Raw genomic sequence first — 26,835 nt, forward strand, 5'->3', positions numbered from 1 at the left:
CTCATCATCACCACCAGTATATTCTCAAATGCCCGTTTCTTTTTTGACGAAACTCATCAGCTCCTTAATATAAGGTTTGCTGAAGTCGAACTTGATTCCTGCTGCCTTGTAGATTTCAGGAATAGTCTTAAGATTTCCAAGCTTTAATGCATTGAGGTATCCATCCAATCCCTGCTTCCTGTCTTTCTTATAATTTCTCCAGATAGCGATGGCACCGAGTTGAGCCATGCCGTACTCAATATAATAGAATGGCACTTCGTATAAGTGAAGCTGCTTCTGCCACAGGTAGTCCTTTGCTTCTTCAAGTCCCTGCCAATCGGTTACTGTATCTGCAAACTCATGAAATATAATATTCCAGCGTCTCTTTCTTTGCTCGGTAGTATGCTCCGGGTTTTCATAGATCCAATGCTGGAATTTATCAATGGTCGCTACCCATGGAAGCGTCTCAATAGTATCTTCCAGTTGTTCCATGCGTGCGCGACTCAGGTCTTCAGGATTCTTAAAGAAGATATCCCATTGATCCATGGAAATTAATTCCATCGACATTGATGCAAGCTCGGCAACTTCCATTGGCGGGCTCTTGAAGTCTCCAAGGGCAAGATCTTTCGTAAGGAAATTGTGAACAGCGTGTCCGCCCTCATGCATGATTGTAGTCATGTCACGCATAGTGGATGTCGCATTCATAAATATAAACGGCACTCCGATCTCTGATAAAGGATAATTGTAACCCCCCGGCGCTTTGCCTTTGCGGGATTCAAGATCAAGGTGACCCATTGCATTCATGATCTGCAAACACTCCCCAAGGAATGGATCAATTCGCTTAAAGCACTCAATGGATTTATCGGTTAGATCCTTGCCGCCTTCAAATGCTTTCAAAGCAGGGCGACCTTGCGTATCCACCGCTTTATCCCAGGGACGAAGAGTGTCAACCCCCAACGATTCTTTTCTTGCTTCTACCAGTTCTTCGATGACCGGAACTACTTCTGACGAAATAGAATCATGGAAATCAAAACAATCTTTTGGTGTGTAGTCGAATCTTCCATATGACTTAAACATATAGTCACGGAAATTGGAGAACCCGGCATTCACCGCTACCTGGTGGCGCAGCTTTATAAGTTTGGTGAACAGCTCATCCAGCACATCTTTATCTTTCAATCTACGCGCTGTGATCTTGTGATACATTTCCTCACGAACAGCACGATCTGTTTCCAGCAGAACAACGGATGCCTGTTGTAATGTCAGCTCCTGCCCCTTCCATTCAATGGTCATGGCCCCTGACAGTTGTGCGTACTTCTGTGTTTCGGTATTGATCTCAGTGTAAAGAGGGACATTCTCTTCACGGAAGAGCTCAATATCCTTCTTAAGGTTGCGGATAAGGATATTAAATCCTGGTTCTTTGGAAAGCTCCTGAAGAAAAGGTGAAGCGGCAGCCTTTTTATTCAGCTGATCTGAAACAGGTGCGATCTGTGGTTGAATGTTCTGAACAAAATCCTGGTACTTATCGCTGTTCTCTTTGTTATCTGTGTAGCATGTCATGCGAATATATCGCCACCCAAGATCCTCACTGATGGCGGACTCCAGTTCGCTGCGATCGCGGAACCAATCCCTGAGGTCGGAAGAAGAGCTGATGTTCTTGTTTAGGAGAGCATCGAAATAGGGCTTTAATTCCTCCCAGTTAGTCACTGTGAAATCTTCCTTTAGAAAGAGGCGCTTAGGGCGAGTGGGAATAACGAGTTCAGACATTTAGCTTAAGTATTTGATGATGTAAGTTTAAAGTAACAACTATCTTTAAATCAACGGCGAACCAATCACCAAAATTTCAAATTACCAAATCACTTTTTCATAAATTCACGGGGGAGAACTTTACAGAATAGAAATCGTTGAAGGGACCATGATTTTAAAGCAGTTTCCTAACCTGGCATGGCTGAAATCACAAGTGGCGGATCAATTCGCCAATCGCAAGGGGGCGAATGGCCATGTGCTGGAAAATCAGGGATGGCCAACGGCGATCTTAAATGTCACTGCGAGTAACATCGTTCGGGATAATATTTCCGGACCGCTCTCCATTTTCAGTAATCTTTCCGGCAAAAGTCATGTGACGGTCGACCGCAAAAGAGTAGCGCTGACACCGGGAATGTTTTTCATCTCCAATACCAAACAAGTCTATACGCTTGAGGTAGAGAATCAGAAGCCTGCTGAAACCTTTAACATTCACTTCGGAGAAGCATTTTCTAAAAAAGCTTTTCAGAGCATCTTCTCTTCACCGGATCAATTGATTGAAAACAGACTTGATGCCAGAAATGAAAACTTCGGTTTTTATAACCGATTGATCCCATCTTCAAAAGAGTTTCATCAGACTATTTCTGATATCAGGAGCGGCGACAATGACAAACTTCTTGTAGAGGAAAAATTATTCCAGCTCGTCACCATCCTGTTGAATGAAGAAAAGAAAGTGCTAAAGATCTCATCCAATTTAACTGTTGTAAAACAATCCACACGGGAAGAGATACTGAAAAGACTGCTTCACGCAACGGACTATATTTATTCATCCTATCATCACAATCCGGATCTTGATGAACTGTCGCGCATCAGTTGCTTATCCAAGTTTCATTTTCTAAGACTCTTCAAGCTTGCTTACAATCAAACACCACATCAGCTCATTACAGCTTTAAAGATTCAGAAGGCTAAAGAACTATTGAAAGGTAAATCTGAAATTGGTGGGATTGCAAGAGAACTCGGCTTTGATACGGTGAGCAGCTTTAGCAGATTGTTTAAGAATGAGAGCGGAGTGTATCCGACAAGATTCAGGGAGATCGTCAGTTAAAGAATCAATTAACTCGGGCGAGACCTTCCTTCGCCTCTTTCATTCCCGGGAAGATCGCAAGTGTTGATTCATAATATTTTTTAGCCATCCTGTTATCTCCCTTTTTTTCATAGATCAAAGCAAGATTAAGATTGGCATCAGAATGTCCTGGCTCATTTGGACGAGGTGTATAAGCGAGATACTGATTCAGACAGGCAATTCCTCTGTCGGCCTGTAATCCGGAAGTAGCGCTCACTGCACCGAGATGATAGGATGCAACCATGTTCCGTGGATTTTTATTGAGCACATCTTCATATAGGCGAACTGCCTTATCGAAAAGTTTTTGATCGTTATAGAATTGTGCTAAAGCAAAAACATGTTCACATGTGGTTGGCTCCAATCGAATTGCTTCGAGATACTCTTTTTCCGCTAACGCAGTTTTATTCTGACCTGCATGTACTAATGCATATGCACGTATGCCCTGTGCTTTGTTATGGCGTGTGATTGTAGCAGCGCATGCCAATGCTTTTTCCCAACTGCCGCCTAAAAATCCGGGAGCTTTTGTATAATAGGTAATGAGCCCCCATTGAGTTGGAAGATTGTCCGGATCAATGGATGCTGCTTTTTCAAATTCGTTTTTGATTTTGGGTGCGAGGTAAGCCTGCTTCAATGGACTGGAATTCATGGCCACTACTCCATACATAACTCCAAGCCAGTTGTGATACTCAACGTTTTCAGGATTGATCTCTATGGCTTCTTCAAATTTCTCAATTGACAGATCATACTTTCTCTCTTCAACTGCAATTCTTCCCTGATAGTATAGTGCTTCTGCATAGTCGGAATGAGTTGACTGAACATTGCTTAGAATAGCTTTGGCTTTTTCGAAGCTTCGTTCCTCAAAAAGTTTCTTTGAATTGAGGATTACCTGAGATTGCCCAAAGGCTATGAATGAGGATATCATCCAGAAGAGGAAAGGAACGAGGGTCCGGATGAGCTTCGATGGTGCCATTGCTCAATGTACGACCAGAATGGCGTTTCCGGATTTTTAGCAACTTTTGTCAACACTCTCTGTCACAGCGGCCCGTATTATTGAAAAAAATACAAATCACATGGAAAATACCCCCCTCATTCTCACTCAGACAGGCTTTATCGTACTCACCATTGTTATGTACGCCCTTGCATTCAAGGAACTCAGAAAAGCAATCTTCCTGACTTCCTGGGATGAGAAGAAGAAATCAACAGTCTTCAACCGCGCAGTCATAGTTACCATTGGCTGGACGCTGGTGATCAGTGTTCTAGGATTGATCGGCTTCTTCCAGGACTTCTCCACGTTTCCTCCCCGCTTCATGATCCTGCTGGTGTTTCCCCTGATCACACTTCTGTTCTCAACATTCTCCGGTAAGACGACCGAGATTTTAAAGCAAATACCAATGCTCAACATCGTGCGACTTCAGGTCTTCAGATTGTTTGTGGAAATACTTCTTTGGATGCTGTTCATTCAAAATGTACTTCCTGTGCAAATGACCTTTGAAGGAAGAAACATTGATGTCGTTGTGGGTGTCACAGCTCCTTTCGCAGCTTATTTCTTTTCGAAGAACAGAACAGTCATGATCCTTTGGAATGTCATTTCATTGGGGATTTTGATGAACATCATTATTGTTGCTATTCTCTCCCTGCCAACACCATTCAGAGTATTTATGAATGAACCCACGAATACAATTCTTACCCATTTCCCGTTTATTTGGTTACCGGGATTGCTGGTGCCGATGGCGTATGGTTTACATTTTATGGCGATGAGGAAGCTGTACCAGGAAAGAAAGTAGAATTAAAAGCGATAGTAAAAATGAAAGGGCTCCCGATTTAAAGATCGAAGCCCTTTCTTATTTGAGATCTTAAATGTTTAGATGCTTGTATTGTTGGGTCTGGTGTAGACCAACTGCATCACCGATACATGTCTGAGTCTGAACGCTGATTCACAATAGTGAAGATAGTAGTTCCACTTACGGATAAATTTATCATCCATTCCAAGCTTCTTCACTTCTTCCAGCTTTTGATTGAAAGAGTCAGACCACAGCTTTAAAGTTTTTGCATAGTGCAGACCAATGTCTTTTGCATCAAACAGATTCAAATCAGAAACCTTGTTGATCGCATCCTGGATCGCGCTGATAGAAGGCGTTTGTGATCCCGGGAAAATATGCTTCTGAATAAAGTCGACATCCTTGCGGAATTCATTATAGCGTTTCTCCCCTGAGGTAATCACCTGAAGAGCAATACTTCCGTTGGACTTCAGTAGTTCATTAACCTTTGCGAAATACACCGGCAGAAACTCATGCCCTACTGCTTCCAGCATTTCAATGGAAACAATGTTATCAAAAGTTCCTTCCAGTGTGCGGTAGTCCTGCAAACGAATTTCAACCTGATCTTGCAATCCCTCCTTTTCAAATCTTGCTTTCGCATATTTGAATTGCTCATCGGAGATCGTTACGGTTGTGACTTTACATCCATAGTTCTTTGCAGCATGCACAGCAAATCCTCCCCAGCCGCTGCCAATCTCAAGAATATGGTCCGTTGGCTTTAATGATATCTGGCGGCACAGACGATCATACTTTTCAGTTTGCGCATCTTCCAGGCTTTGATCAGCATGTTGAAAAATAGCACTTGAATATGTCATCGTCTTATCAAGGAACAACTTGTAAAAATCATTCCCCAGATCGTAGTGTTCACAAATATTCTTTTTCGATCCCGCGATGGTATTCTTTCTTGCCTTGTGGTATAAGTTATTAAACAACCTGGCAAAGTTGATTGCATACTTACGTACTCCCTTTCCTGTCAGGATCGGGTTATAATTCAGGTTGATGATAAACCATGAGATAACATCAGAAATATTGTCTGTGTACCAGTCGCCATCCATATAGGATTCAGCAAAGCCAATATCACCATACCATACCGACTTTGAAAAGAAGTCGTTGTTGATGACACGGATCCGCGCCTTCACTTCGTTTCCATTACCAAAATACAAGACATGGCCATCGGGAAGTTCAAGTTCAAGAGAGCCCAGCGGAAGCTGATTGAAAACCTTGAATAGCAACGTCTCATACAATGAGTACTTTCTGGTTAGAACTAAGGAAGTAGATGGCATATAGGTTATACTTTTTTGTATTGATACTTATCCTGTTGTAAGTGAATGTTAAAATCTTTATCGCGAAATGGAATCTTTTTCAATTTCAGACGTAATGCCTGCCAATAGATAGAGAACATTATACCCATTGTGATGAACGGAAAGCGAATACCATAGAAAAGCAAATTCCAGTCATTCAACGGTTTCTTTTTTCCGGAAAGGGAAGTCAGCAGGAATCGCTTGCCTTCCTGATAGTCGTCAACACGCATCAGCGCTGTTTCACCGGGAACTTTAAATATAAAGTGGAAGGCAGCATCGAGGTCAGTGAAAGGTGAAACGTAAAAGTTCTTTGTTACAAGCTTACCAAACGCTGTTCCATCATAGCAATCTTTGTCCAACAGGTAGAGTTTCATCTCACCGTGAGTATTGCAAACTTCCGCTACTGAGCACACAGGATTGTTATCCGTATCAAAGCACAGGTAGAATGAAATAGGATTGAAAGAATAACCCAGCGTCGAAACATTTGTGAGCAGCATTACTCTGCCCTCTACTGTGACACCCTGGCTTTTCAAATAATCTAAAACGTTCTGTTTTACTGATTTCTGATTGTGTCCTTTTCCAAGTGGAAACTGAAGATGATCCTGGTTTCTGAAGTTGAACCAGTTTGACCTGCCACAGCTTAAGAAGCGGAGCTTTTTATGAAGTTGCTCAACCTCATCGAGGTCGATGTAAAACATGAATACATTATACCGGAATTTGTGCTCGCGCGGCACCAGACGATGGTGCATAACTTCGCAACGATACAGGCAAGAGTTCATTTTCCTAACGAATTTCCACTATCTACGCAGTGACCAGCATTTCCGGATTTTTGACCTTCGGAGCGGCCCAGGCGTCTCTTCCGAGCAGTTTTGTACAGAGATCAACCGCGCTGGTAAAGGCATCCTCATGGAAGCCAAAACGGAAATAGCTTCCGGCAAAATAACTGACACCGTTTTCATTCAATCTTGGGAGAAGGCGTTGCGCTTCGGCCGTTGCAGGTGTAAAAATTGGATGATCATACTCTATCCTCTTTATCACCTTAGATTCATCAATCACACCAGGATCATTGATAGAAACAAAGTAATTTTTCTTTGCAGAAACCTTTTGCAAAATGTTCATGTCATAAATGGTGCAGGTTGTCAGTTCACCCTTTACCTTTTCAACACGGTAATTCCACGCTGACCATGTCGATTTGATTTTCGGCATAACCGCTTCATCTGTATGAAGAGTGGCAATATTCTTTTGATAATCGAAGTTTTTCAGAAGTCTTCCTTCCAGTTCGGTAGGATCCTGCAGCAGGCGTAAAGTCTGATCAGCATGACATGCAAAGATTACTTTATCATAAACTTTTTCAGAACCATCGGTTGATGTGATGATGGCTTTTCCGTTTTTACGGACCACTTTCTGAACCCCATTACGCAACTGTATCCTGTCTTTGAAAGGAGCAATCAATTTATCACGATACTGCCAGCTACCATTGTGAACAGTATACCACTGAAACTGTCCGGTGATTCCAAGCAGGCCATGGTTCTTAAAGAACTGTACCAAAGCGCGGGCAGGATACTTTAAAGTAATATCCGTTGGCGTCGACCAGAGAGCTGAGCTCATTGGGACGATATAATCATATAGGAATCTGTCTCCATAGCCTCTCTCCTTTGCATAATCATGAATGGAATAGGAGATGAATCGATCATTCGTAAGAATTTCTTCAGCCTCTTTATAGAAGCGATTGATCTGGAGAAGCATCTTCCAAAAACCAGGACTGAAATAATTTTTCTTCTGTGCGAAAAGATTCAGGCTGCTGTATTCAAGACCACTGGGCAAATGTTGTACACCAAAAGACATATTGGTGGGCTTGACGCCGACATTCAACTCTCTGAATAGTTTTACCAGGTTAGGATATGTCGTCTCGTTAAAAACGATAAAGCCCGTATCGATGGGAATCTTTTTACCGTCCTCTTCAACATAGACGGTATTTGTATGACCACCTACGTATGAGTTCTGCTCGTAGAAAGTAAGATCGTATTCGCGATGAAGAAAGTGTCCACATCCCATTCCTGCGATGCCGGTTCCTATGATTGCTATTGATTCCATGATCTTTTGTTAGGTCGTTGATTAATTATTACGGAAGGACTTTTCTGCAGAGAAATAATCATTGCGCTCTTCCATTGAAAGTGCCTGCGCCAGTGAATGATGCTGAGGCTGCTTTTCAAACAGATAATGACTGACCATCCACTCTGTACCATTTTTATATCCAAACAGTTCGGCACACGCCATGAAGAAGACACGCCAGTAGACCCACCACTTCACTGCCTGATTTTCCCCATAAGTTTTTTCAAACAAAGGCATGATCAATTCCTTATGTTCATCCATCTTCGTCAGCCATGCTTCAGAAGTCTTGCTGTAATGCATTCCATTGACACGCCAGTGTTTTTCAATCTTGAAGTGATCAGCGAAGTAAAGCAACAGGTGATCACTCGGCATGATGCCTCCGGAGAAGAAATACTTCGCCATCCAATCAGTATCATTCTTCACTTCATACAAATAGCTCAAAGAATGGTGTGTGAAAATATGAATGAACATCTTGCCATCATCACGAAGGAAACCCGAAAGCTTTTCCAGCAATGATTTATAGTTACGCATGTGCTCAAACATCTCGACCGACACAATGCGATCGAATTTTTCTGAGGTTTGAAAAACATTCATATCACACGTGATAATCTGAAGATTGGTGATGCCACGTTTCTTTGCTTCAGAATCAATGTATAGTTTCTGGGTAGCAGAATTGGAAACACCTGTTACCTTGCTCTCCGGGAATTTTGTCGCCATGAAGAGCGACAACGATCCCCATCCACAACCACATTCCAGGATGTCCATCCCATTCTTCAATTCTGCACGCTCACAGGTAAGGCTGAGCATGTCATCTTCCGATTGATCGAATGAAGTAACGCCATCCTTCCAATAGCCTGAACTGTATTTAAGATTCTTGCCCAATACCCACTTGAAGAACTCTGTAGGAACTTCATAATGTTGTTCGTTGGCAGCTTTGGTCTCAACAGCAATCGGGCTTTGCTTAAGCAACGCAACGAAGTCCATGAACTTCTGCTGTTGGTGTTCAAAGTCAGCAACTGTCTCTTCTTTAATTCTTTCGGCACAAATTCTTTTGATTCCGGCACGAATAAGAAAATCAGGAACGAGGTTTTTTTCAAGAAGGCTGTTGTACCACATATTTTTACATTAAAATGAATGAACAATTAAGGTTTGCGCTTTGGTAATGGAATAAAAGGTGATGTCGTTTTTTGATATTCGATGAATTTCTGACCACGGGATTTAACCATTTGTTCTTCAGTGTATTTGATACCTGTCACTTTGGTAAGGAAAAACCACATCGCAATCGGACAGATGATACTGATGTATCCAAAGGGAGAACTCAATGCCATCACAAAAAATCCTATCCAGATCATCCATTCAAAGAAATAATTAGGATGACGTGAGTAATACCATAGTCCGCGATCACAAACCTTTCCCTTATTGGACGGACTTTCCTTGAACTTCTTTAATTGATTGTCGGCGATAGTCTCCCCGATCAAAGCCACAAACCATATCACACCCCCAATGATCTCGAAATAATTTAATTCCTCTGCAGGGTTGACCATGATCAATGCAAAGGGTAATGAAAGCACCAATGCAAGGATGGCCTGGAAATAATAGAACCGAAGCATGAGAATGTTTTGCTTATCGCCCCACTCTTTGCGCAATGCTGTATACCGGACATCTTCTGGTTGACCTACTGTACGTTGGTATAGATGAAAAGCCAAGCGAAATCCCCAGCAGCAGACAGCGCCAAGAATCAATAGTTGACGCGGCATGTAACCATTCACAAAAATAAAATAAATGATCGCGAGCATGGGAAAGCTTGCAGACCAGATAGTATCAACGATGGCTGCATTCTTCGTCTGAAGCTGAATCAACCATGTGAATGTGAACAATAACAACAATGCTATTGCACCATAGATGAACAGATCGGTTAGTGCGATCATGAATGTGCTGATTTTGGTTTCAGCAAAACATCTATCTTCTCTCCCTTTTTCAGGGAAAACAATTCAATTAATATGTAACCTATGGTGCCAATGCTGCCAAGTGTAAAGAACAGGATAGCCCACATGAGCTTGATAGCAAGGTTTCTTTCACGGTACAGAACAAAGAGATAAATAACGAGGACATTGGCGTAGAAATCCCACAGAGTTGCTCTCATCCAGGGGATTGATCCCAGAAAGTTCCACTCTTCGAATAGGCTGCTTTCCAGGCTTGTCGAAACGACCATATAGACCATAAAAAGCCATACTACACTCAGGAAAATCTTCAGAAAGGATACCATGCCATGGAATTTTATTAAACTTACGAACCAACACAGAAAGCAGATTTCAAACCCGCATGAAAAGTCAACAGAGAATACTCGGAATAGTTTTAATAGCCCTGATTTACGGCTGTAAGCCCTCCATCGAGACAAAAACCATCGGAAGCATTGAACGCCTTGATTCAGCGATCAATAACATTATTACAAAAGATGCGAAAGTTGAGGTGATTGCCGAGGGATTTGAATGGACGGAAGGTCCACTGTGGATCGAGGACCAAAAAATGCTCCTCTTTTCAGATATCCCCAAAAATACTGTGTTTAAATGGACAGAAGAGAAAGGTATTGAAACCTATCTCCTTCCTTCAGGACATACTACCACCGAACCAATTGGAGGTGAGCCAGGCTCTAACGGACTTTTACTGGATGATAATGGAACACTCGTTCTCTGTCAGCATGGCGACAGGAGACTTGCGCGGATGAACGCCACTGTGGATGTACAGAAAGCAGAGTACCAGACCATCGCTGATAAATATCAGGGCAAAAGATTTAATAGTCCTAACGACGCTGCCTTTTACAATGGTGATTTTTATCTAACGGATCCTCCCTATGGATTAGCTGCTGATTCTTTGAAAGAAATTTCTTTTCAGGGAGTTTATCGTATTGCAAAGGATGGAACGGTAAATCTTCTAGTCGATTCACTCACAAGACCCAATGGCATCGCGTTCTCTCCCGATCATACAAAAATATATGTTGCCAATTCAGATTCTGATAAAGCACGTTGGTATAAATATAACATGATCACGGATGGAACGGGTAATGCCGCTATCTCAGGTGGATCAATATTTTATGATGCTACCTCTCTGACCTCATCTGTAAAGGGACTTCCTGATGGATTAAAAGTGGATGACAATGGGACTATCTTCGCATCAGGACCGGGTGGTGTTTTTATCTTCAATCCTGAAGGAAAACTTTTAGGAAAGATCAAGCTTGATGAAGCATGCTCCAATACTGCATTATCCCCTGACGGAAAAGTTTTATACATCACCAACGATATGTATTTGTTGCGTGTAAAATTGAGAAAGTAAGAATATGACAACTTTAGAAATTATTATCGAGACCATCGGATGGGCAGGATCAGCGGCTGTAATTGCGGCTTATGCTTTGAATAGCTATCAGAAAATAAAATCAGACTCCCTGGTGTTTCAACTTTTAAATTTAACGGGTGGAATTTTTCTGATCGTTTACACCAATTACAAAGAAGCCTTTGCATCGACCGTCATTAATGTTGTATGGGTTGTAGTTGCTGTGTCTGCGCTTGCGCGGATGATCATCTCTCGCAAAGCTTCGTCTAACCCATCTGTAAAATCTTAGTCATACGTGTAACCTAATCCCAAACCATGAAACTTGTCCTTCCCTTTTTATTCATTTGCTCCATCGCATTTGCACAGAAGACTTCTACGCTGGATCAAAAGATCAAGGAGTTTGATCAATATGTTGAAGCTGGTCGCAAGCAGTGGGAAATTCCAGGACTTGCCGTAACCGTGGTGAAAGATGGAAAGGTGATTCTGAAAAAAGGATACGGAGTGCGGGAAATAGGAAAACCTGGTGTCGTAAATACAGAAACACTTTTTGCGTGCGCTTCTACCACAAAGGCAATGACGGCAGTGTGCATGGGTATTCTGGTAGACGAAGGAAAAGTAAAATGGGATGATCCGGTTAGCAAATACCTTCCTGAATATCAATTATACGATCCTTATGTGACTCGTGAATTGCGTGTGCGGGATCTGTTTCTACATAATAGCGGTGTCGGCAATGCAGATTTTGTATGGGGACTGATGGACATACCTGTTGAAGAGGTGCTTAGGAAGATGCGCGATGTGAAGCCGAGCTATTCTTTCCGCGCAGGATTTATTTATCAGAACGTGTTTTATATCGCGGCAGGAGAAGTGATTAAAAAGATCAGTGGTAAACCATGGGAAGTTTACATCCAGGAAAAAATCTTCACTCCACTTGGAATGACACGCACAGCGCCTATGAGGAAGTACATTAAAGATGACAATCAGACAAAACCACATTTCAAGATTGAGAATGTGATCACACCTATTACCTATACTAAAGATGATGCAGTGGGCCCGGCAGGCTCTGTATGGTCTTCCATTGATGATATGAGCAAGTGGGTTGTGTGCATGCTTGACAGCAGTAAATACAGCGGAGGAAGATTGCTGAAAAAGGAAACGTGGAAAGAAATGTTCAAGCCACAAACCATTGTTACAGATGCAGAATTTTATCCAACGCAGACGTTAACCAAGCCACACTGGAAAACATATGGCTTTGGATGGTTCCAGCACGATTATAAAGGAAAGATGCTGAATTTTCATACAGGAAGTCTTTCAGGATTAACGGCTATCAATGCTCAAATTCAGGAAGAAAATATCGGCTTCTACATTTTTGAGAATTATGATCATGCTGAATTACGCCATGCGCTGATGTATAAGGCAATGGATCTATTTGCTCTTGGCGGAGATCGCGACTGGAGCAGGGAAATGCTAAAGCTCTATTCGACTCTTCGCGAGAATCAGCAAAAAGCCGAAAAGACTTTTGAAGAGAAGAGAGTATTAAATACCAAGCCTTCTCTGGTCATCACAGAATACGCAGGAAAATATACTTCACCACAATACGGTGAGCTGGATATTAAAGTCGCCGATAACAAACTGGCGATCAATATGAATAATTTTATCAAAGCAACGGTTGACCATTGGAACTATGATACTTTCCGTGGCTGGTTTGATGAAAAAGAAAATGGAAAGATCAATGCGCTGTTCAGCCTTGGAATTGACGGAAAAGTAAGCAAGGTTAATATTGATGGCTTTGAGTTCAACAAAGCGAAGAACTGACAAAGATTAGTGAGAGAGTGATTTCACAATCATTCTCTCACTTATAACATTGACTTATTACGCCAGTTTGTAGACCTCCACCTTCTCACTCCACCCCTTCACCATCACGCTTCCCAGGTTTTCAGATTTGTATTGACTTTGATCGATCTCTTCCATCACCTGAGATGAAACAAGTATTTGCGATTGATATTCTTTGTTGAGCTGTTCGAGACGAGCCGCCAGGATCACAGGAGTTCCTGTAATGGAATATTGTTGACGGACTGATGTTCCGATATTTCCGGTTACTACTTCACCCACGTGAATACCCATTCCAACGCCTATTAAAGGAATCTCACCATTCTTATGCTTTTGAGAAAGCTGCTCCAGTATTTCCAACGAAGCTATCACCGCACTCTTTCCGGGATTGGACACAGCCATTGGCGCACCAAAAGTTACCATGCATCCGTCACCCAGAAACTGATTGATGATTCCATGGTGTTTCGTTACAACATCTACCACCACTGAAAAAAACATATTCTGATAAGCAACAATTTCTGAAGGTGTCTTACCAACAACATAGGAAGTGAAATTCCGGATATCAATAAACATGATGCACACTCTCATCTTCTTGCTTGGAATGCTTCCTTTTTCTTCCAGCATCTGATCAACGATCTCTCTCGATATCTGCTGACCAAACATATTAACGACCTCGCTTCCTTTTTGTGCAAATGCAAGAGATCGGTCAATCTCCTTTCTGATTTCCCTTGACACAAATGCCGCACCCATTCCGCACATAAATGTTGCAAGGGACTTGCCAAGAATGGAAACGAATGAATTCTGTAACTGATCAATTGCTCCGGGTGAATGATACCCGATAAGATAGAGACTGAGCAAGAGGTATTCAATGGAAGCGATGAGAGTAATAAAAACTGAAAGCCTGAAATCCAGGCGAAGTGTTGACAGGATAATGAAAACGAAATAAAAATAAACTATCGGTGATTGCAGAACGATGGCGGGAGTGGAAACATTAGCCGCAACAATCAACATGATTAAGGTCGGCGAAGAAATTTCAATGAACGCATTGATATAAGAATAAGCCACCGGAATCTTTCCTGAACCTTTACTGATCTCACGATTGATCAGATAAAAAGTAGCACACTCAAAGATCGTCATGCATAGGAGAAATAGCATCGCGGATCTCATAACATTTCTCAGCTCGGACGATGCCTCACCACTGAGAATGAAAAAGTTGATGATTGCATATAGACTTCCTATGCTAAACGAGATCAGCAGGATCCTTGTACGAAGTCTTTCGCTATTTAAAAATTGCTCTTCAAAACGCTGGTGAAAGAAAGATTTCATTCAGGCAAGTTATGTGTCAGGGAAATCAGAACGTAAACTAAAGAAAAATGTGACCGGGAAGTCACATTTCTTACTCTTTATTGTTCACTTTAATTTATCCAATCTCAATTACCACATCATCTGTCAGCGGGTGCCCAACACAAGTCAACACATAACCCTCTGCCCTCTCCGACTGAGATAATCCTTCTTCCTCATCGAGCTTAACTTTTCCGGATAAAGCTTTTCCACGGCAAGCTGTGCATAAACCGCTCTGACATGAGTAAGGTAAATCAATACCTGCGTCTAATGCTGTTTCAAGAATCGCGCGATTTGGCTGCACCAATACTTTATATTCCTGACCATCATAACGAATCGTCACTTCACGAGCTTTGTTTTCTGTCGCAGCGGGTTCTTTCTTTTCATCCTTCGCAATCGTACCCGCGACAAAACTCTCTTTAAAAACTCTTTCCTTTGGAATCTTATGTTCCTGAAGAATCGCCTCTACGTTCTTCATCATTCCTTCAGGTCCGCACATTAAATATGTAGACTTGTCGATACCCCAGCTTGGAATGCGTTCAAACAGTTTCACAAGCATATCATGATTCAGCAACCCTGAGTATCCCTGCCAGTTCATTGGAGCCTCATCAAGGACATGAACAGTCTGTAATCTTCCTTCATACTTTGTTTCCAATTTTGTCAATTCATCTTTAAAGATGATGCTGTCAACATTGCGATTACAATAAATAAGAGAAACAATACTATCGGGTTCTTGCGTTAGCAAACTCTTGATGATCGACATCATGGGAGTAATACCACTTCCACCTGCAAATAAGATCAGGTGGCGTTTTTTTTCTTTGGAATACTCTGTGGTGAACTGGCCCATCGGTTCCATGACCTTCACGATAGAACCCGATTTTATATTATCAGGTAGCCAATTGGACATTAAACCATTATCAACACGTTTGACGGAAACAGCGAGATGATCATCGCTAAAAGGAGATGAACAGAGTGAATAAGCACGTCGAACTTCCTTTCCCTGGACATTTACAATGAGGGTAAGAAACTGTCCTGATTTATATGCGATTTTTCCGGATGCAGGATGCTCAAAAACAATTGAAATAGCATCTTTCGTTTCCTGAATGATATTTCTAACGGTAAGGTCGTAATAACGAGGACCGCTGTGAGACTCTTCTTTCTTCTTATCGGACTTTTTAAACAGGCCAAATGCCATCGTACACTATTTAAGTAAAACCTAACGCTTGTCTGCTCAATAGACAGCAGCAAAGCTACGAGCCAAAGTCTATTCTCTCAAACTTTACTTCAAATATTGAGCCAGTAGGTTAATTTGAAGACTAATGACCTGCTTTTGCTTACCAGGCTTTCAGGCAGATAATTCTCGGTGTAGACAACAAAGAAATCACTTGCGGGTTTATACCTCCACTGAAAACGTGCATTTAAGTTTACGTTATCAGCCAGAGTATTGTACTGGACAAAAGTTGTGAGGAAAATATTCTTCGTAAACGTCAGGTCAAACCTGGGACTAACCACAAATAATTTTTCCGTTCCGTAGTTTCCTGGAAGCTTTAAATCATTGTAATCAAATCTTACTGAAACGCTTCCATACGGTTGATAGCGATAGCTGATTTCTCCATTGAAATTCAGATTCTCACCATTATAGAATCCACCCTTCGTACTACCTAAAGTGTATTTAAAGAGCTTTCGCTGATCCGACTGATATATTAATGAATATCGATTCCAGCTATAGCGCTCTCCGATTAAGAAGTTGGTAAATTTTTCCGCATCGATCGGACTGAAGTCATTAGTCATCTGCTGGAAAGTGTGAACATATCCCAGTGTCAGCATGGATGTATTCAAAAAATTGAAACTATACCCTAAGGCAGCTGATTTGTCTGTTACATCACCTCCTGGAATTACTGACGCTGACAGATCAAGCATCGGCCTCATCGTTACCAGGATACTATTTTTTGGATAGATCGTTCCATAGACGCTGAGGAAAAGATTGGTCACTCCCGGATAAACTCCACGACTTGGAACATATCCAGCTTCCGCTACATAATTCTTTTCAACGAATGTTGATCCTGTAAAGATCTGATAGTGACGTTTGGTTTGCTGGAGAAAACCTCCTCCGGAAGCCTGCTTCTCAGTATTAAATGAGTCAAATGATTTAGTATAATAACCACTGAAGTACCATGTGTTGTCTATACTCCTGCTTTCAATGTCCAGACTTAGCACACGATTAAAATCATTTAGAACACGCTGCGTTACATTATTTGAAACACGATCCTTCCACAGATCTTTGTTATAAAATTTCACGGAATCACCGGATCCAACTCCAAGCGATTGCTTGTTCACCAATGAAAGCTGCACGCTGGATTGTTTCCAGAAATTACGCTGGAGAGCAGCAACGGTAAAGTTCTGGGAAGGCAACCCCAATTCAAGTGCTTCCTTCGTCTGCATGTTCATTACATTCAATCTCCACTTCTTGGAAAGTGATCCACTCAATCGGGCACCGTAAAGAATTGGTACACGTTTCAGGTTTCCTGAAGAATCTCTTGCAAGTCCTACTCTTCGTGAGAAGAATGGGCGCGCATCAGGGAAACCCATGCGATCAAATAAGTCGCTATTCTCCAGAAAGAATTGTCGTCGCTCAGGAAACTGGAATTCAAATCGTGTAAGATTGATCACCTGACGATCCACTTCCACCTGGGAAAAATCCGGATTGACTGTCAGGTCAAGATTGAGGGATGGCGTCACTCCGATCTTTGCATCAAAACCTACCTGTAGTTCGTCTGACTTTGTTACAGGAACTGTGGTATTATCTGCCGATGTACCACCTGCGATGTAAGGGATCAGTGAGATATTGGTTGTGTGATGTGGCGGAAGATCTACCCACTTCAGTTTTCCCGAAAACGCAAAGGAAGCTGGTATAAATTGTATCGGAGTAGCAATCCAGCTTGATGTATGGTTCCGCTTTAGATCAGATCGCAGGAAGGTTACATTCCATTCTGATAATTCACCTTTGAAGCGAAAGCTCTTGAATGGGATCATCATCTCTACTACCCATCGGTCATCCGATTTTATAACATGTGAATACCATTTATTATCCCAGGTACTGCTATAGGCTCCATCTTCTGCACCGGCTCCTGAAATTGTTCCTTCTGACTGCACACCGTAAGGAGTTGTGCGAAAATAAAATCCATTGATCGCATCGTTATAGGGTCCGAAATAGATTCCGACGTTATCATTTGCTCCGTATTCAAAATCCCGTCGAAGGGATTGAACAATGTGAGGCGTATTGTCATCATAACAAACAAACGAAACATACATTGCATGATCATCGAATGTCATGCGGGCTTCTGTTTGAAAAGGTGCTGCTGCGGTATCTACCGGATAATTAAGGAAGAAGTTGGTGGCGACAGTTGCATCCTTCCAGTCCTGCTCGTCAAGCTTACCATCAAGAACCATGGCGCTCTTTGCTTTCCGGATCGGTAATTCCATTCCCGGAGAATTCTTCGGTTGCTTTTGAGCAAAGAGGAATGAGTTACTGCAAACCAATAAAATAATACCTGTAATCCGGTAAAGTTGTCTCATCAATAATCTATAGGTAGGTCTTATAAAAAACCCATCAAATCTAATGGATTGATTTTACAATCCCGTAAACGGAAAAGTTAATGATTGGTTAAAATGATTTATTTTAGCGGCTTAATCAGCATCCCGTGCAGCTCAATTCCCTTACGGCTATTTCCCCTATTGATGGTCGTTATTTTCAAACAACATCATCTTTAGCGTCCTATTTCTCGGAATATGCCCTGATGCGCTATCGCATTCGCACGGAGGTTGAATATTTCATCGCCTTATGTGAATGGTCACTCCCTGAATTGCAGGCTTTTCCAAAAGATAAGTTTACACTTCTTCGTTCCTTTTATGAGCAATTTGATGAGGTGGCTGCAGGTAAGATCAAGGCAGTTGAAAAAATTACCAATCACGACGTAAAGGCGGTTGAATATTTCCTCAAAGAAAAGTTTGATGAGAACGGACTGTCCGGTTTTAAAGAGTTCATTCACTTCGGACTTACCTCCCAGGATATTAACAATACAGCAACTCCATTATTACTGAAAGAATTTCTGGAAAAGGAATTTCTTCCGAAACTTGCCGGGGTTACAAATCTTATCGACCAGCAATCGACTCGTTGGAAAGACATCTCCATGCTGGCAAGAACTCACGGTCAGCCAGCATCTCCTACACGATTAGGAAAGGAGTTGAGTGTATTTTCTGTTAGAATCAAAAAGCAACTGGAGCTTCTCACTCAGATTCCACATTCCGCAAAGTTTGGCGGCGCGACAGGCAATTTCAATGCGCATCATATTGCTTATCCTGAAATTGACTGGCTGGTATTTGGCGATCAGTTTGTCTCAAAATATCTAGGACTGAAAAGAAGTCATCCCACTACTCAGATAGAGCATTATGATAACATGGCCGCTTTGTTTGATGGGATCAAGAGAATTGACACCATCCTTCTGGACTATTGTCGTGACGTATGGCAATACATTGCAATGAACTATTTCAAGCAGACGATCAAAGCGGGTGAAGTAGGGTCTTCTGCCATGCCGCATAAAGTAAATCCTATTGATTTTGAAAATGCTGAGGGAAATCTCGGATTGGCAAACGCATTGTTTGAACATCTGTCTGCAAAACTTCCCATTTCAAGATTGCAAAGAGATCTTACTGATTCAACTGTATTGAGAAATATCGGTGTACCTATGGCGCATGCTTTCCTGGCATTGCATTCACTCGAGCGTGGCATCAACAAGCTGGAGCTGAACAAGGATGCCATTGATAAAGATCTTGAAGACAATTGGGCAGTGGTTGCTGAGGCCATTCAAACCATCTTGAGAAAAGAAGGATATCCCAATCCGTATGAAGCATTAAAGGAGCTTACAAGAAAAAATGAAAAGATCACTAAAGAAAGCTTTTCAAAATTCATTGATGGAATAAATGTCACCGACGCAGTCAAGAAAAGATTGAAAGAAATAACCCCTTTTACCTACACTGGCATTTAACAGGTTTGGTTGATCAAAAAAACCGCAGAGCCTAATACCCAAGACCCTGCGATTTCTAACCAACTTCACCATTCAACATATCTTTGAACGTATGCCCATGCACGCTCTATCCTTCTTCATTAGGATTATATAAAAACTTACTCTCAGAAAAATCATACAAGGTCAATCTTCTCAAATCATAATAGGCAGTCCAGAAACTTCGCAATGCTGTTATGTATCCCCGCTTGGCATTATCCTTTTCTGTCAATGCAATATTCAGATTCGTAATATCAATTTTACCTATCAGATAACGATTCTGAGCGACATTGTATCTCTTAAGTGCAACCTCATCTGATTTCTTCGTGATCTCCACCTGCAGATAAAGCATCTCAAACTGACGCACCTGCGTGAGGATCTCCTGATCAAACGTCACTTCGTCCTGTGCAATGATGTAGTCATTGAGCTTCTTGATGGCATAAGCCGTTTGCATCTGCGCCTTTCTTCTCCCCCAATCTACAATCGGTACACTGAAGGTCACATTTGCAATCTGCTGCTGCGACGGATTCTGATATAGATCCGAAATACTTTGCGCTGTGTTATTCAATCCAAAGGCTGCAGTTACTCCTACCTGATATAACTGACCCCTTACCTGCGCTACTGCAGATTGCGCCTCCATCTTTCTTCGTTCAAATGCGACGTAGGCAGATCGCGTTCGTTTCGCATGCTCCAGCGCTTCTTCCTCCGACACCGTGAATATTGGAATCTCTTCCGGAAGGATCAGATCAAAGCTCTCACCATTTCTCAATCCGATATAATTTCGCAACGCAAGACTGGCTGTTTGCAAAGCAAGATTTGCCTGTCCTACATCCTGCCTTGATCTCAATAATTGCAACTCAACCTGCAACAGCTTATCCTCTGACGTTGTACCGATATTATAACGTCCCTTTTCAATTTTATAGATCGTGTCATTGTTTGCAAGATTGTATTTGGCGATCTGAAGATTCACCTGAGCATCCATGACGCCAAAGAAGAAATTAACTGCATCACGACTGATCTGTTCCATTGCCTCTGCATAATCACGCTTTGACTCTTCATAACGGATCGGTTGAATTTTCTTGTCCCATTTGTAAGGATTGTAGGAAAGTAATGGCTGATTCAACTGAACATACATCGGCGCTCCGTTCCACTGGCTACTCTGAGAAGTGATATCCTTAAAATAATTATAGCTCGAGTTAACAGAGATAGTACCATTCGTCCATTGGATAGGCTGCTGTAATGAAAAATTTACACCCGGGTTAAACTGATTCACAGGACGATAGATAATGGAACCATCCGGCTGACGAATCGGAGTAATGCTGTTGGTATAAAGAGCACCCTGATTACTATTCATCCTTATTTGAGGATTGTAGTTTGTGCGATAAAATCTGTACTGCCAGTAGCTGTTTTGCAAACGTGTTTCAGTTTGCTTAAAGGCTGGCGACTGGGATTGTGCTTTTCCAATAACATCGGTGATTGAAAAGACATTCTGCGAAAAGCTATTCACAACAATCAAGTAAAAGAAAACAACAACTACACACTTTCTATTCATATCGCAGTGAGGCTATGGGGTCTTGTTGAGCAGCCCGACGCGCGGGAGCAATTCCAAAAATCAATCCAACCGTTGCTGCCACACCAAAGGACAGAACGATGGAAGCAAAACTGATGATCGTGGGAATATTTGCGAAAGCTGATACCACGTAAGCCATAACGATTCCCAGAATCACACCTATGATGCCACCAGAAACACTGATCATCATCGCTTCAAATAAAAATTGCTGGATCACATCATTTTTCTGAGCTCCGATCGACAGACGTAAACCAATTTCCTTAATACGCTCCAGTACAGAAGCAAGCATGATATTCATAATACCAATACCGCCCACCAAAAGCGATATTCCGGCAATGGCACCCAACACATAATTAAAGATATCGTTTGTGCGCTGCTGCTGTTTTAGCAATAGTTCAGGAATTTCAATTTCAAAATCCACGACTTCATAGTGCTTGCGCGAAAGCATGCGTGAAATAATCTCCGCAATGGGCTGCATCTTCGCAGTTTCTTCAACCTGAATCACTAATCGATCCAGCTGATGATAATTTTTTCTTTCCTCTGCCTGCTCTACATCGGTGGATGAAATATTTCCAGCGCTGCGCATAGCAGACTTTCTGATCTCTTCTGCCGTGATCAGATCACGATTGACATACCGGATCAAAACACTCTGCAACGGCGTATAAACATCCATATTAAAATCACGAATGCCGAGCTTGCTGATACTTGACTTTGAAACCAGTCGCTCGTCCATCACACCGACTACGGTCAGCCAATGCTGCCCGACCTTAATACTTTTTCCCATGGCATCTTCCGTAGGAAAAAATCTGCTCTTGACGGCAGAACCAATAATGCATACCGGCGCTCCTAATCGAAGTTGCTCTGGTGTAAACATCTGCCCCAGTGCTATGCGGAAATCATAAATTTCAAAATAGGATGGCTCTACTCCCACCAGCTTGGCAGATCTCCGAACTCCATCTCTGATCACGTATGAATTGAGAATGATCTCAGGACTGCTTCTGGTAATACCAGGAATGGTCGTCTTGATACTATTAAGATCACGGATCGTAAGACCGGGGGAGAATTTCTTCTTTTCTTTTTTTCCAGGATGCTCATCGATCTTTTCTTCTTTTTGCTCAATGATAGGCTTGATCACAATATTGTTGACCCCCACCAGCTTGATCTGATTCAGGATTTCTTCCTGAGCTCCGTTACCAATGGCCAGCATCGCAATTACGGCAGCCACACCAAAGATGATACCCAGTGCGGTAAGCAAGGACCTTACCTTATTGGTGACCACTGCATTTGCAGCAATCTCCAGATTCGCGAGGATGCGAGGTGGAATCTTTATATTAAAAGCCACAGCTATTTGCTTACGGATTGAGAAACCATTTTTGGCTTTTGCTCAGTCGCATCGCCTTCTTTTTTCTTTCTCTTGCCATTTAATTCCTTAAGCAACTGAACTTCCTGATCAGCAACTCCTTCAGGAACAGAAAGGAAAATCTTGTCGTCCAATGTTAGTCCGCTTTTGATTACAGCGTCATTGGAATTGGTTTCTCCAACGATCACTTCCTTTTTAATGGCATTGAGACCGTTTTTTACATACACGTACGTGATGGAATCAAATTGATTGTGCAAACATTCGAGTGGAATAAACAAAGCGCTGTCAATCGAACTTGTAATGATTCTATTACTTGTTGTCATGGAAGGTCGAAGTGCAGGATCGGTTCCATTGATCTCTACCGCAACTTCAAAAACCTTTGCATCACTATTAGGGCGTTGCTCACCTACGTTTGCCACGCGGATCACTACACCCGTCAATTTTTTATCAGGATAAGCGTCCAGTCCGACATTCACGATCTGACCCGCCTTCACTTTACGCACATCTACTTCATTAACATAGGTCTTCGATTGCATCTTCGTAAGATCAGGCAAACTTGCCACCTTGGGATCCCACATCTGTATTTGTGAGCCAGCCTTTACAGCCTTTCCATCCCAGCCTTTTACATAGATCACCATTCCATCTTCCGGTGCCTTCACGTTAAACGACTCAAGCACTTTCGTCATCGCTTCATTTTCATTCTGGACTTTGCGCAATTCACCAGACACTTCACGCATCTTCTCAACATTCTGGCGCTTCTTTATCTTATAATTCTCAACCGCCTGCTGATATGCACGCTTGGCTTTGTCCATGTTGATCTCAGCCTGCTTGATCGTTGCAGGTGGTTCAAATTTTGACTGTTGAAGAACAATATCTGTTTCCTCCACAGCATACTTCAGATTCACCAGCTCATCCCGTGACGTGCGCATGAGCAGCATGGTATCCAGTTGAACCTGGTTGAATTTTGAGCTGGCTTTGTCAAGCTCAATTTGCTTGGTGGTGAACTTAGTTTGAAATTCAGAACGATCCAGGGTCGCTACCCAATCTCCTTTCTTCACTACAGTGCCTTCGTCAACAATATTCTGAATCACGACCTGCCAGATCTGGAAATTCCTAAGCGTCTGTGGTCCTAAAATTCCGACGGAGTTTTTGGCTTCCAGTTCACCTGTAGTTTCAATTTCTACTTTGAACTTTCCGTGCTTCACAGCCGTGAGGATCTCCATTCCTTCCTGAGTCTTTCTGCTTCGGATAACATAGAATCCAATCAGAAAGGTTACCAACACGCCAGCGGCGATGATGAGATTTCTTTTCATCTAATTAAGTTATTATTTGAACTGATTAACAAAGCACGCTTGACGAGATCATTTACCCTGTGACGCTATATCTTTCTAAAAATCAGGAATGCCTGATACGAGCGGTAAACTTCTATTCTCCCTGTATGAATACTCAGAACGGAGTATTTAGTTACAAATTGCACCGGACAATTTCATTTTAAATTAAAATTGTCCGGTGAACCAATCTATTGATTGCCTGTTTTCTTAACAATCACTTTCGATAATGCCGCGTCTTTAGTGATTTTTCCAGAGCTATAGTCTTTCAGTACAGAATTCTTTACTGAAAGTTCAATCGAAGAAGGAATAGCGCATTGAACACATTTCGTCAGTCTTACCTTAAACATTACTTGTTCATCATCCTTAAGACTTCTTAATGTACGTCCGTATTCGATCATATTCTCTTTTAGTTCAGATTCGAACTTAGGGTACAACTCCTTTACTTTCTTATCACGATCTGCCTGGGAAACGTCCGTCATCGAAAGCGTTGGCATTCTGAACATTTCTCCATCTTCAACACTGGAGTAAACTCTCATGTAGTAGATCACACCAAAGTCTTTCAGACGCTCATATGATACATCTCCCTGACTGTAATAGGTCTTGGAAAGATCTTCACGATACAGGCGACTGAACATGCTGGAAAGAACTTCCAGATCGGGATCCAACTTATCGGATGTCTCAGTGTTGACAACCTTTAGCTTGCTCAAAAACTGATCGCGAGAAATTTTCCCCTGCTTCAGTTGAATAATATCCTCCCGTCTTGCTTCCGCTGACATCATACTTTGACGTGCGCCCATTTCGGTAGATAATCTGAATCCGAAATTTCCTCCAAAGTCATCTCCGCGATTGGTAATTATTATTTTTTCATCAGGGCCAAGCTGACTGATCACATCTCCATAATCAGCGAGGAAATTTTTAGCGACCTCCAGGAATTTCTTGTCAATTGATTCTGACACACTGTCGGCATCGTTAGCCTTGGCCTTTGGAGCCTTACTTTTCAAAGCTGTAGTGGTTCTGCTATTACTACCTCGTGCAATTTCCGCAGCTTCACGCTGTTCATCCAATGCTTGCCCTGAAATAGTATAGGTGTATCCATTAGCACCCTGATTGTAAACTATATTGGGTGATTCTGCAGATCGCATGTACCAGCCAAAGGTAGAACCTTGTGGCAGTCGAAGCGTTACTCCGTAACCAGACATATAACTTCCCTCCACTTCCATCGGGAAGAAGTTTCTTCTTCCGAATTGCTGGCGAACCAGAGTGCTGAGAATATTCTCTGCTATCTCGATATCCTGCTCCATGCGCATGTCATCCACTTTGCTTTGGCCGAAGGATATGAAACTAATCACCATCATCACCAAACCCATCATCACTTTCATTACTGGCTTCATAAATTTTAAGTTTTAATTTCTTTTTTGAATTGGATTTCCTGTAGATATCAAGCTTGTCAATATCTGTTCTGTTTCTTGTTTAAATAGGTCTGTATTCTGTTCCACTTTATTAACCCTTGCGGAGAAGAGCTGAATATCCTGCTTCCGTTGTTCCTGCAGATACTTTGAAAAATCCACGAGCAGACTTTCAATGTATTCCTTCTGACCTGTGGCAGAAAGCTGCATATAATCTTTCATCAGCTTGAGGTTATCGTTCTGAAGTTGTCCAACAAAACGGGTAACCTGTTCCTGGTTGGCTGCTGAAGCAGTTTTCATCAACTGATCGATCTTCGTTGAATTTGAATTCAGGTTTTTCTGAATTGCTTTTTCAAGAAGATTACGATCTGCTGTCCATGAAGCTTTGATCGACTCGTTGTTGCTCGCTACTGAACTGTTGATCATTTCAGCAATTTGATCTTCTGTCAGCGCAGGCACTTCTTTGATGACTTCGACCTTTTCACCGAATCCGATTTTTATTTCGCCCGGAGCATAAGTTAATGATAGCCCGATCAGCTTTGCTGCAACCAGAAATGTCATCAACGAAGCAGCGATCCCCAACGGCATTCTGAAATAATTTTCCTTCCAGAATGGCTTTTCAGCACGTTCATCGTTCAATATGATAGAAGGAGCGATCACTTCTTTATCGTGAAGATGGGCAAATGCAGTCTGCGCAAACGACATTCCATCCAACCTCTTCTTCTCCTCAGGATTATTCTGAAGATATTCAGCGACCTTCATTTGTTCATCACTGTCCAGCTCTCCGTAGAGATAAGAGATCAGCGTGGCTTCATCCGGTTTATAATTCATACCCTATTGTTTCTTGCGTAATATTTCTTTTTTCCAAAATTTTCTTCAATGCTTCCAGCCCATAGTACATTCTCGACTTCACTGTATTCTCGGAGACATTCAACGCTTCAGCTATCTCTCTGAATTTCATTCCCTCGTACTCTTTCATAATCACCACCTCACGCTGCTCATCACTCAATAGTATTAAGCATCCCTGGAGCAAATCTGAAAGTTCACTTTGTCTAAGCACACGTTCAGGATTTTCTCTGCGACTTCCTGACTTCTCCCAACTGTAGCTATCCTCATGTTCTCCGGGATTCAAATCATGAAGCGACACCGACCGACTGCTTTTCTTCTTTCTCAATTCTTCCCTGCAGCAATTCACCGCGATCGTATACAACCATGAGCGGAACCTTCCTGTATCCTGCAGGTACGCGATGTTCCGATGCATCGAAATGAATGTCTTCTGAGAAACCTCCATCGCCATGTCATGGTCGTAAAAGAACTTATAGCTGAAATTATAGATCCTCTTGTACCACACTTCTACCAGTTTCCCCTGCGCATGCTTGTCTCCCTCGCGGGCCCGCACGATGAGGACATCCGAATGCATCATAGGAACGTCTGGTAAGGTTTTAATCACGGAAAAGGTCAGTTTTGTGCCGTATTATCGTAAAGATGGTGCAATCCCTGAAATAGTTTTAAACGAAGATAAAATCTTGGCGGCTCTTACA

General features: G+C 42.1%; 23 protein-coding genes. 6 read left to right on the forward strand and 17 right to left on the reverse strand.

Annotation, left to right across the window (positions count from 1 at the left end; genetic code table 11):
- Positions 1 to 24 precede the first annotated feature (24 nt).
- Entirely contained in the window at positions 25 to 1,743 is a 1,719-nt protein-coding gene (locus tag HOP08_19095) for a M3 family oligoendopeptidase (protein ID NOT77035.1), read from the reverse strand.
- Positions 1,744 to 1,891: 148 nt separating this feature from the next.
- On the opposite strand from HOP08_19095, the gene HOP08_19100 reads away from it, so the two are divergent.
- On the forward strand, positions 1,892 to 2,824 hold the full coding sequence (locus HOP08_19100) for a helix-turn-helix transcriptional regulator (GenBank protein ID NOT77036.1): 933 nt from the start codon (positions 1,892 to 1,894) through the stop codon (positions 2,822 to 2,824).
- Between the two features lie 4 nt (positions 2,825 to 2,828).
- Here the strand turns inward: HOP08_19100 and HOP08_19105 are convergent, their stop codons facing one another.
- Positions 2,829 to 3,812: a tetratricopeptide repeat protein gene (locus HOP08_19105; GenBank protein ID NOT77037.1), complete on the reverse strand. Its 984-nt coding sequence runs from the start codon at positions 3,810 to 3,812 to the stop codon at positions 2,829 to 2,831.
- Between the two features lie 100 nt (positions 3,813 to 3,912).
- On the opposite strand from HOP08_19105, the gene HOP08_19110 reads away from it, so the two are divergent.
- Entirely contained in the window at positions 3,913 to 4,626 is a 714-nt protein-coding gene (locus tag HOP08_19110) for a hypothetical protein (protein NOT77038.1), read from the forward strand.
- 77 nt (positions 4,627 to 4,703) lie between these two features.
- Here the strand turns inward: HOP08_19110 and HOP08_19115 are convergent, their stop codons facing one another.
- From HOP08_19115 to HOP08_19140, 6 genes are read right to left on the reverse strand one after another with little or no spacing between them, the layout of a single operon-like run.
- A complete protein-coding gene (locus HOP08_19115; protein ID NOT77039.1) occupies positions 4,704 to 5,942 on the reverse strand; it encodes a class I SAM-dependent methyltransferase in 1,239 nt (412 codons plus the stop codon).
- Between the two features lie 5 nt (positions 5,943 to 5,947).
- On the reverse strand, positions 5,948 to 6,739 hold the full coding sequence (locus HOP08_19120) for a DUF1365 domain-containing protein (protein NOT77040.1): 792 nt from the start codon (positions 6,737 to 6,739) through the stop codon (positions 5,948 to 5,950).
- 22 nt (positions 6,740 to 6,761) lie between these two features.
- The gene (locus HOP08_19125) at positions 6,762 to 8,054 is read right to left on the reverse strand and encodes an NAD(P)-binding protein (GenBank protein ID NOT77041.1); all 1,293 of its coding nucleotides are present in this window, start codon (positions 8,052 to 8,054) and stop codon (positions 6,762 to 6,764) included.
- A gap of 21 nt (positions 8,055 to 8,075) precedes the next feature.
- Positions 8,076 to 9,188: a class I SAM-dependent methyltransferase gene (locus HOP08_19130; GenBank protein NOT77042.1), complete on the reverse strand. Its 1,113-nt coding sequence runs from the start codon at positions 9,186 to 9,188 to the stop codon at positions 8,076 to 8,078.
- Positions 9,189 to 9,214: 26 nt separating this feature from the next.
- Positions 9,215 to 10,000, reverse strand: coding sequence for a DUF1295 domain-containing protein (locus HOP08_19135; GenBank protein ID NOT77043.1), 786 nt, complete (start codon positions 9,998 to 10,000; stop codon positions 9,215 to 9,217).
- Entirely contained in the window at positions 9,997 to 10,338 is a 342-nt protein-coding gene (locus HOP08_19140; GenBank protein ID NOT77044.1) for a DUF1475 family protein, read from the reverse strand. Before HOP08_19140 ends, HOP08_19135 begins: the two co-directional genes overlap by 4 nt.
- 56 nt (positions 10,339 to 10,394) lie before the next feature.
- Here HOP08_19140 and HOP08_19145 point away from each other — a divergent pair, with 56 nt between their 5' ends.
- The 3 genes from HOP08_19145 to HOP08_19155 are packed head-to-tail and all read left to right on the forward strand — an operon-like array spanning position 10,395 to position 13,211.
- A complete protein-coding gene (locus tag HOP08_19145; GenBank protein ID NOT77045.1) occupies positions 10,395 to 11,402 on the forward strand; it encodes an SMP-30/gluconolactonase/LRE family protein in 1,008 nt (335 codons plus the stop codon).
- 4 nt (positions 11,403 to 11,406) lie between these two features.
- Positions 11,407 to 11,688, forward strand: a complete 282-nt coding sequence (locus HOP08_19150) for a hypothetical protein (protein ID NOT77046.1) — start codon at positions 11,407 to 11,409, stop codon at positions 11,686 to 11,688.
- 26 nt (positions 11,689 to 11,714) lie between these two features.
- A complete protein-coding gene (locus tag HOP08_19155; protein NOT77047.1) occupies positions 11,715 to 13,211 on the forward strand; it encodes a serine hydrolase in 1,497 nt (498 codons plus the stop codon).
- A gap of 57 nt (positions 13,212 to 13,268) precedes the next feature.
- Here the strand turns inward: HOP08_19155 and HOP08_19160 are convergent, their stop codons facing one another.
- The 3 genes from HOP08_19160 to HOP08_19170 form a co-directional block, all read right to left on the reverse strand.
- Positions 13,269 to 14,552, reverse strand: coding sequence for an adenylate/guanylate cyclase domain-containing protein (locus tag HOP08_19160; protein NOT77048.1), 1,284 nt, complete (start codon positions 14,550 to 14,552; stop codon positions 13,269 to 13,271).
- Positions 14,553 to 14,646: 94 nt separating this feature from the next.
- Positions 14,647 to 15,762, reverse strand: a complete 1,116-nt coding sequence (locus HOP08_19165; GenBank protein ID NOT77049.1) for a ferredoxin--NADP reductase — start codon at positions 15,760 to 15,762, stop codon at positions 14,647 to 14,649.
- 89 nt (positions 15,763 to 15,851) lie between these two features.
- Positions 15,852 to 18,143: a carbohydrate binding family 9 domain-containing protein gene (locus HOP08_19170; protein ID NOT77050.1), complete on the reverse strand. Its 2,292-nt coding sequence runs from the start codon at positions 18,141 to 18,143 to the stop codon at positions 15,852 to 15,854.
- A gap of 125 nt (positions 18,144 to 18,268) precedes the next feature.
- On the opposite strand from HOP08_19170, the gene purB reads away from it, so the two are divergent.
- Entirely contained in the window at positions 18,269 to 19,612 is a 1,344-nt protein-coding gene (purB, locus tag HOP08_19175; GenBank protein ID NOT77051.1) for an adenylosuccinate lyase, read from the forward strand.
- 106 nt (positions 19,613 to 19,718) lie between these two features.
- Here purB and HOP08_19180 read toward each other — a convergent pair whose 3' ends face one another.
- The 6 genes from HOP08_19180 to HOP08_19205 all read right to left on the reverse strand — a co-directional run bounded on the left by HOP08_19180 (position 19,719) and on the right by HOP08_19205 (position 26,717).
- Complete coding sequence (locus HOP08_19180) at positions 19,719 to 21,179, reverse strand: TolC family protein (GenBank protein ID NOT77052.1); 1,461 nt, start codon at positions 21,177 to 21,179, stop codon at positions 19,719 to 19,721.
- Positions 21,172 to 22,521 carry an FtsX-like permease family protein gene (locus tag HOP08_19185; GenBank protein NOT77053.1) on the reverse strand — a complete coding sequence of 450 codons (1,350 nt, stop codon included), beginning with the start codon at positions 22,519 to 22,521 and terminating at the stop codon, positions 21,172 to 21,174. The genes HOP08_19180 and HOP08_19185 overlap by 8 nt, the downstream gene beginning before the upstream one ends.
- Before the next feature lie 20 nt (positions 22,522 to 22,541).
- Positions 22,542 to 23,870, reverse strand: a complete 1,329-nt coding sequence (locus HOP08_19190) for an HlyD family efflux transporter periplasmic adaptor subunit (protein NOT77054.1) — start codon at positions 23,868 to 23,870, stop codon at positions 22,542 to 22,544.
- Positions 23,871 to 24,076: 206 nt separating this feature from the next.
- Complete coding sequence (locus HOP08_19195; GenBank protein NOT77055.1) at positions 24,077 to 25,279, reverse strand: hypothetical protein; 1,203 nt, start codon at positions 25,277 to 25,279, stop codon at positions 24,077 to 24,079.
- Positions 25,280 to 25,291: 12 nt separating this feature from the next.
- Positions 25,292 to 26,125: a hypothetical protein gene (locus HOP08_19200; GenBank protein ID NOT77056.1), complete on the reverse strand. Its 834-nt coding sequence runs from the start codon at positions 26,123 to 26,125 to the stop codon at positions 25,292 to 25,294.
- Positions 26,115 to 26,717 (reverse strand): RNA polymerase sigma factor, encoded by a 603-nt coding sequence (locus HOP08_19205; protein ID NOT77057.1) that lies wholly within the window; start codon positions 26,715 to 26,717, stop codon positions 26,115 to 26,117. Before HOP08_19205 ends, HOP08_19200 begins: the two co-directional genes overlap by 11 nt.
- Positions 26,718 to 26,835: the final 118 nt, after the last annotated feature.

Source organism: Cyclobacteriaceae bacterium (genome assembly GCA_013141055.1).
GTDB lineage: Bacteria > Bacteroidota > Bacteroidia > Cytophagales > Cyclobacteriaceae > ELB16-189.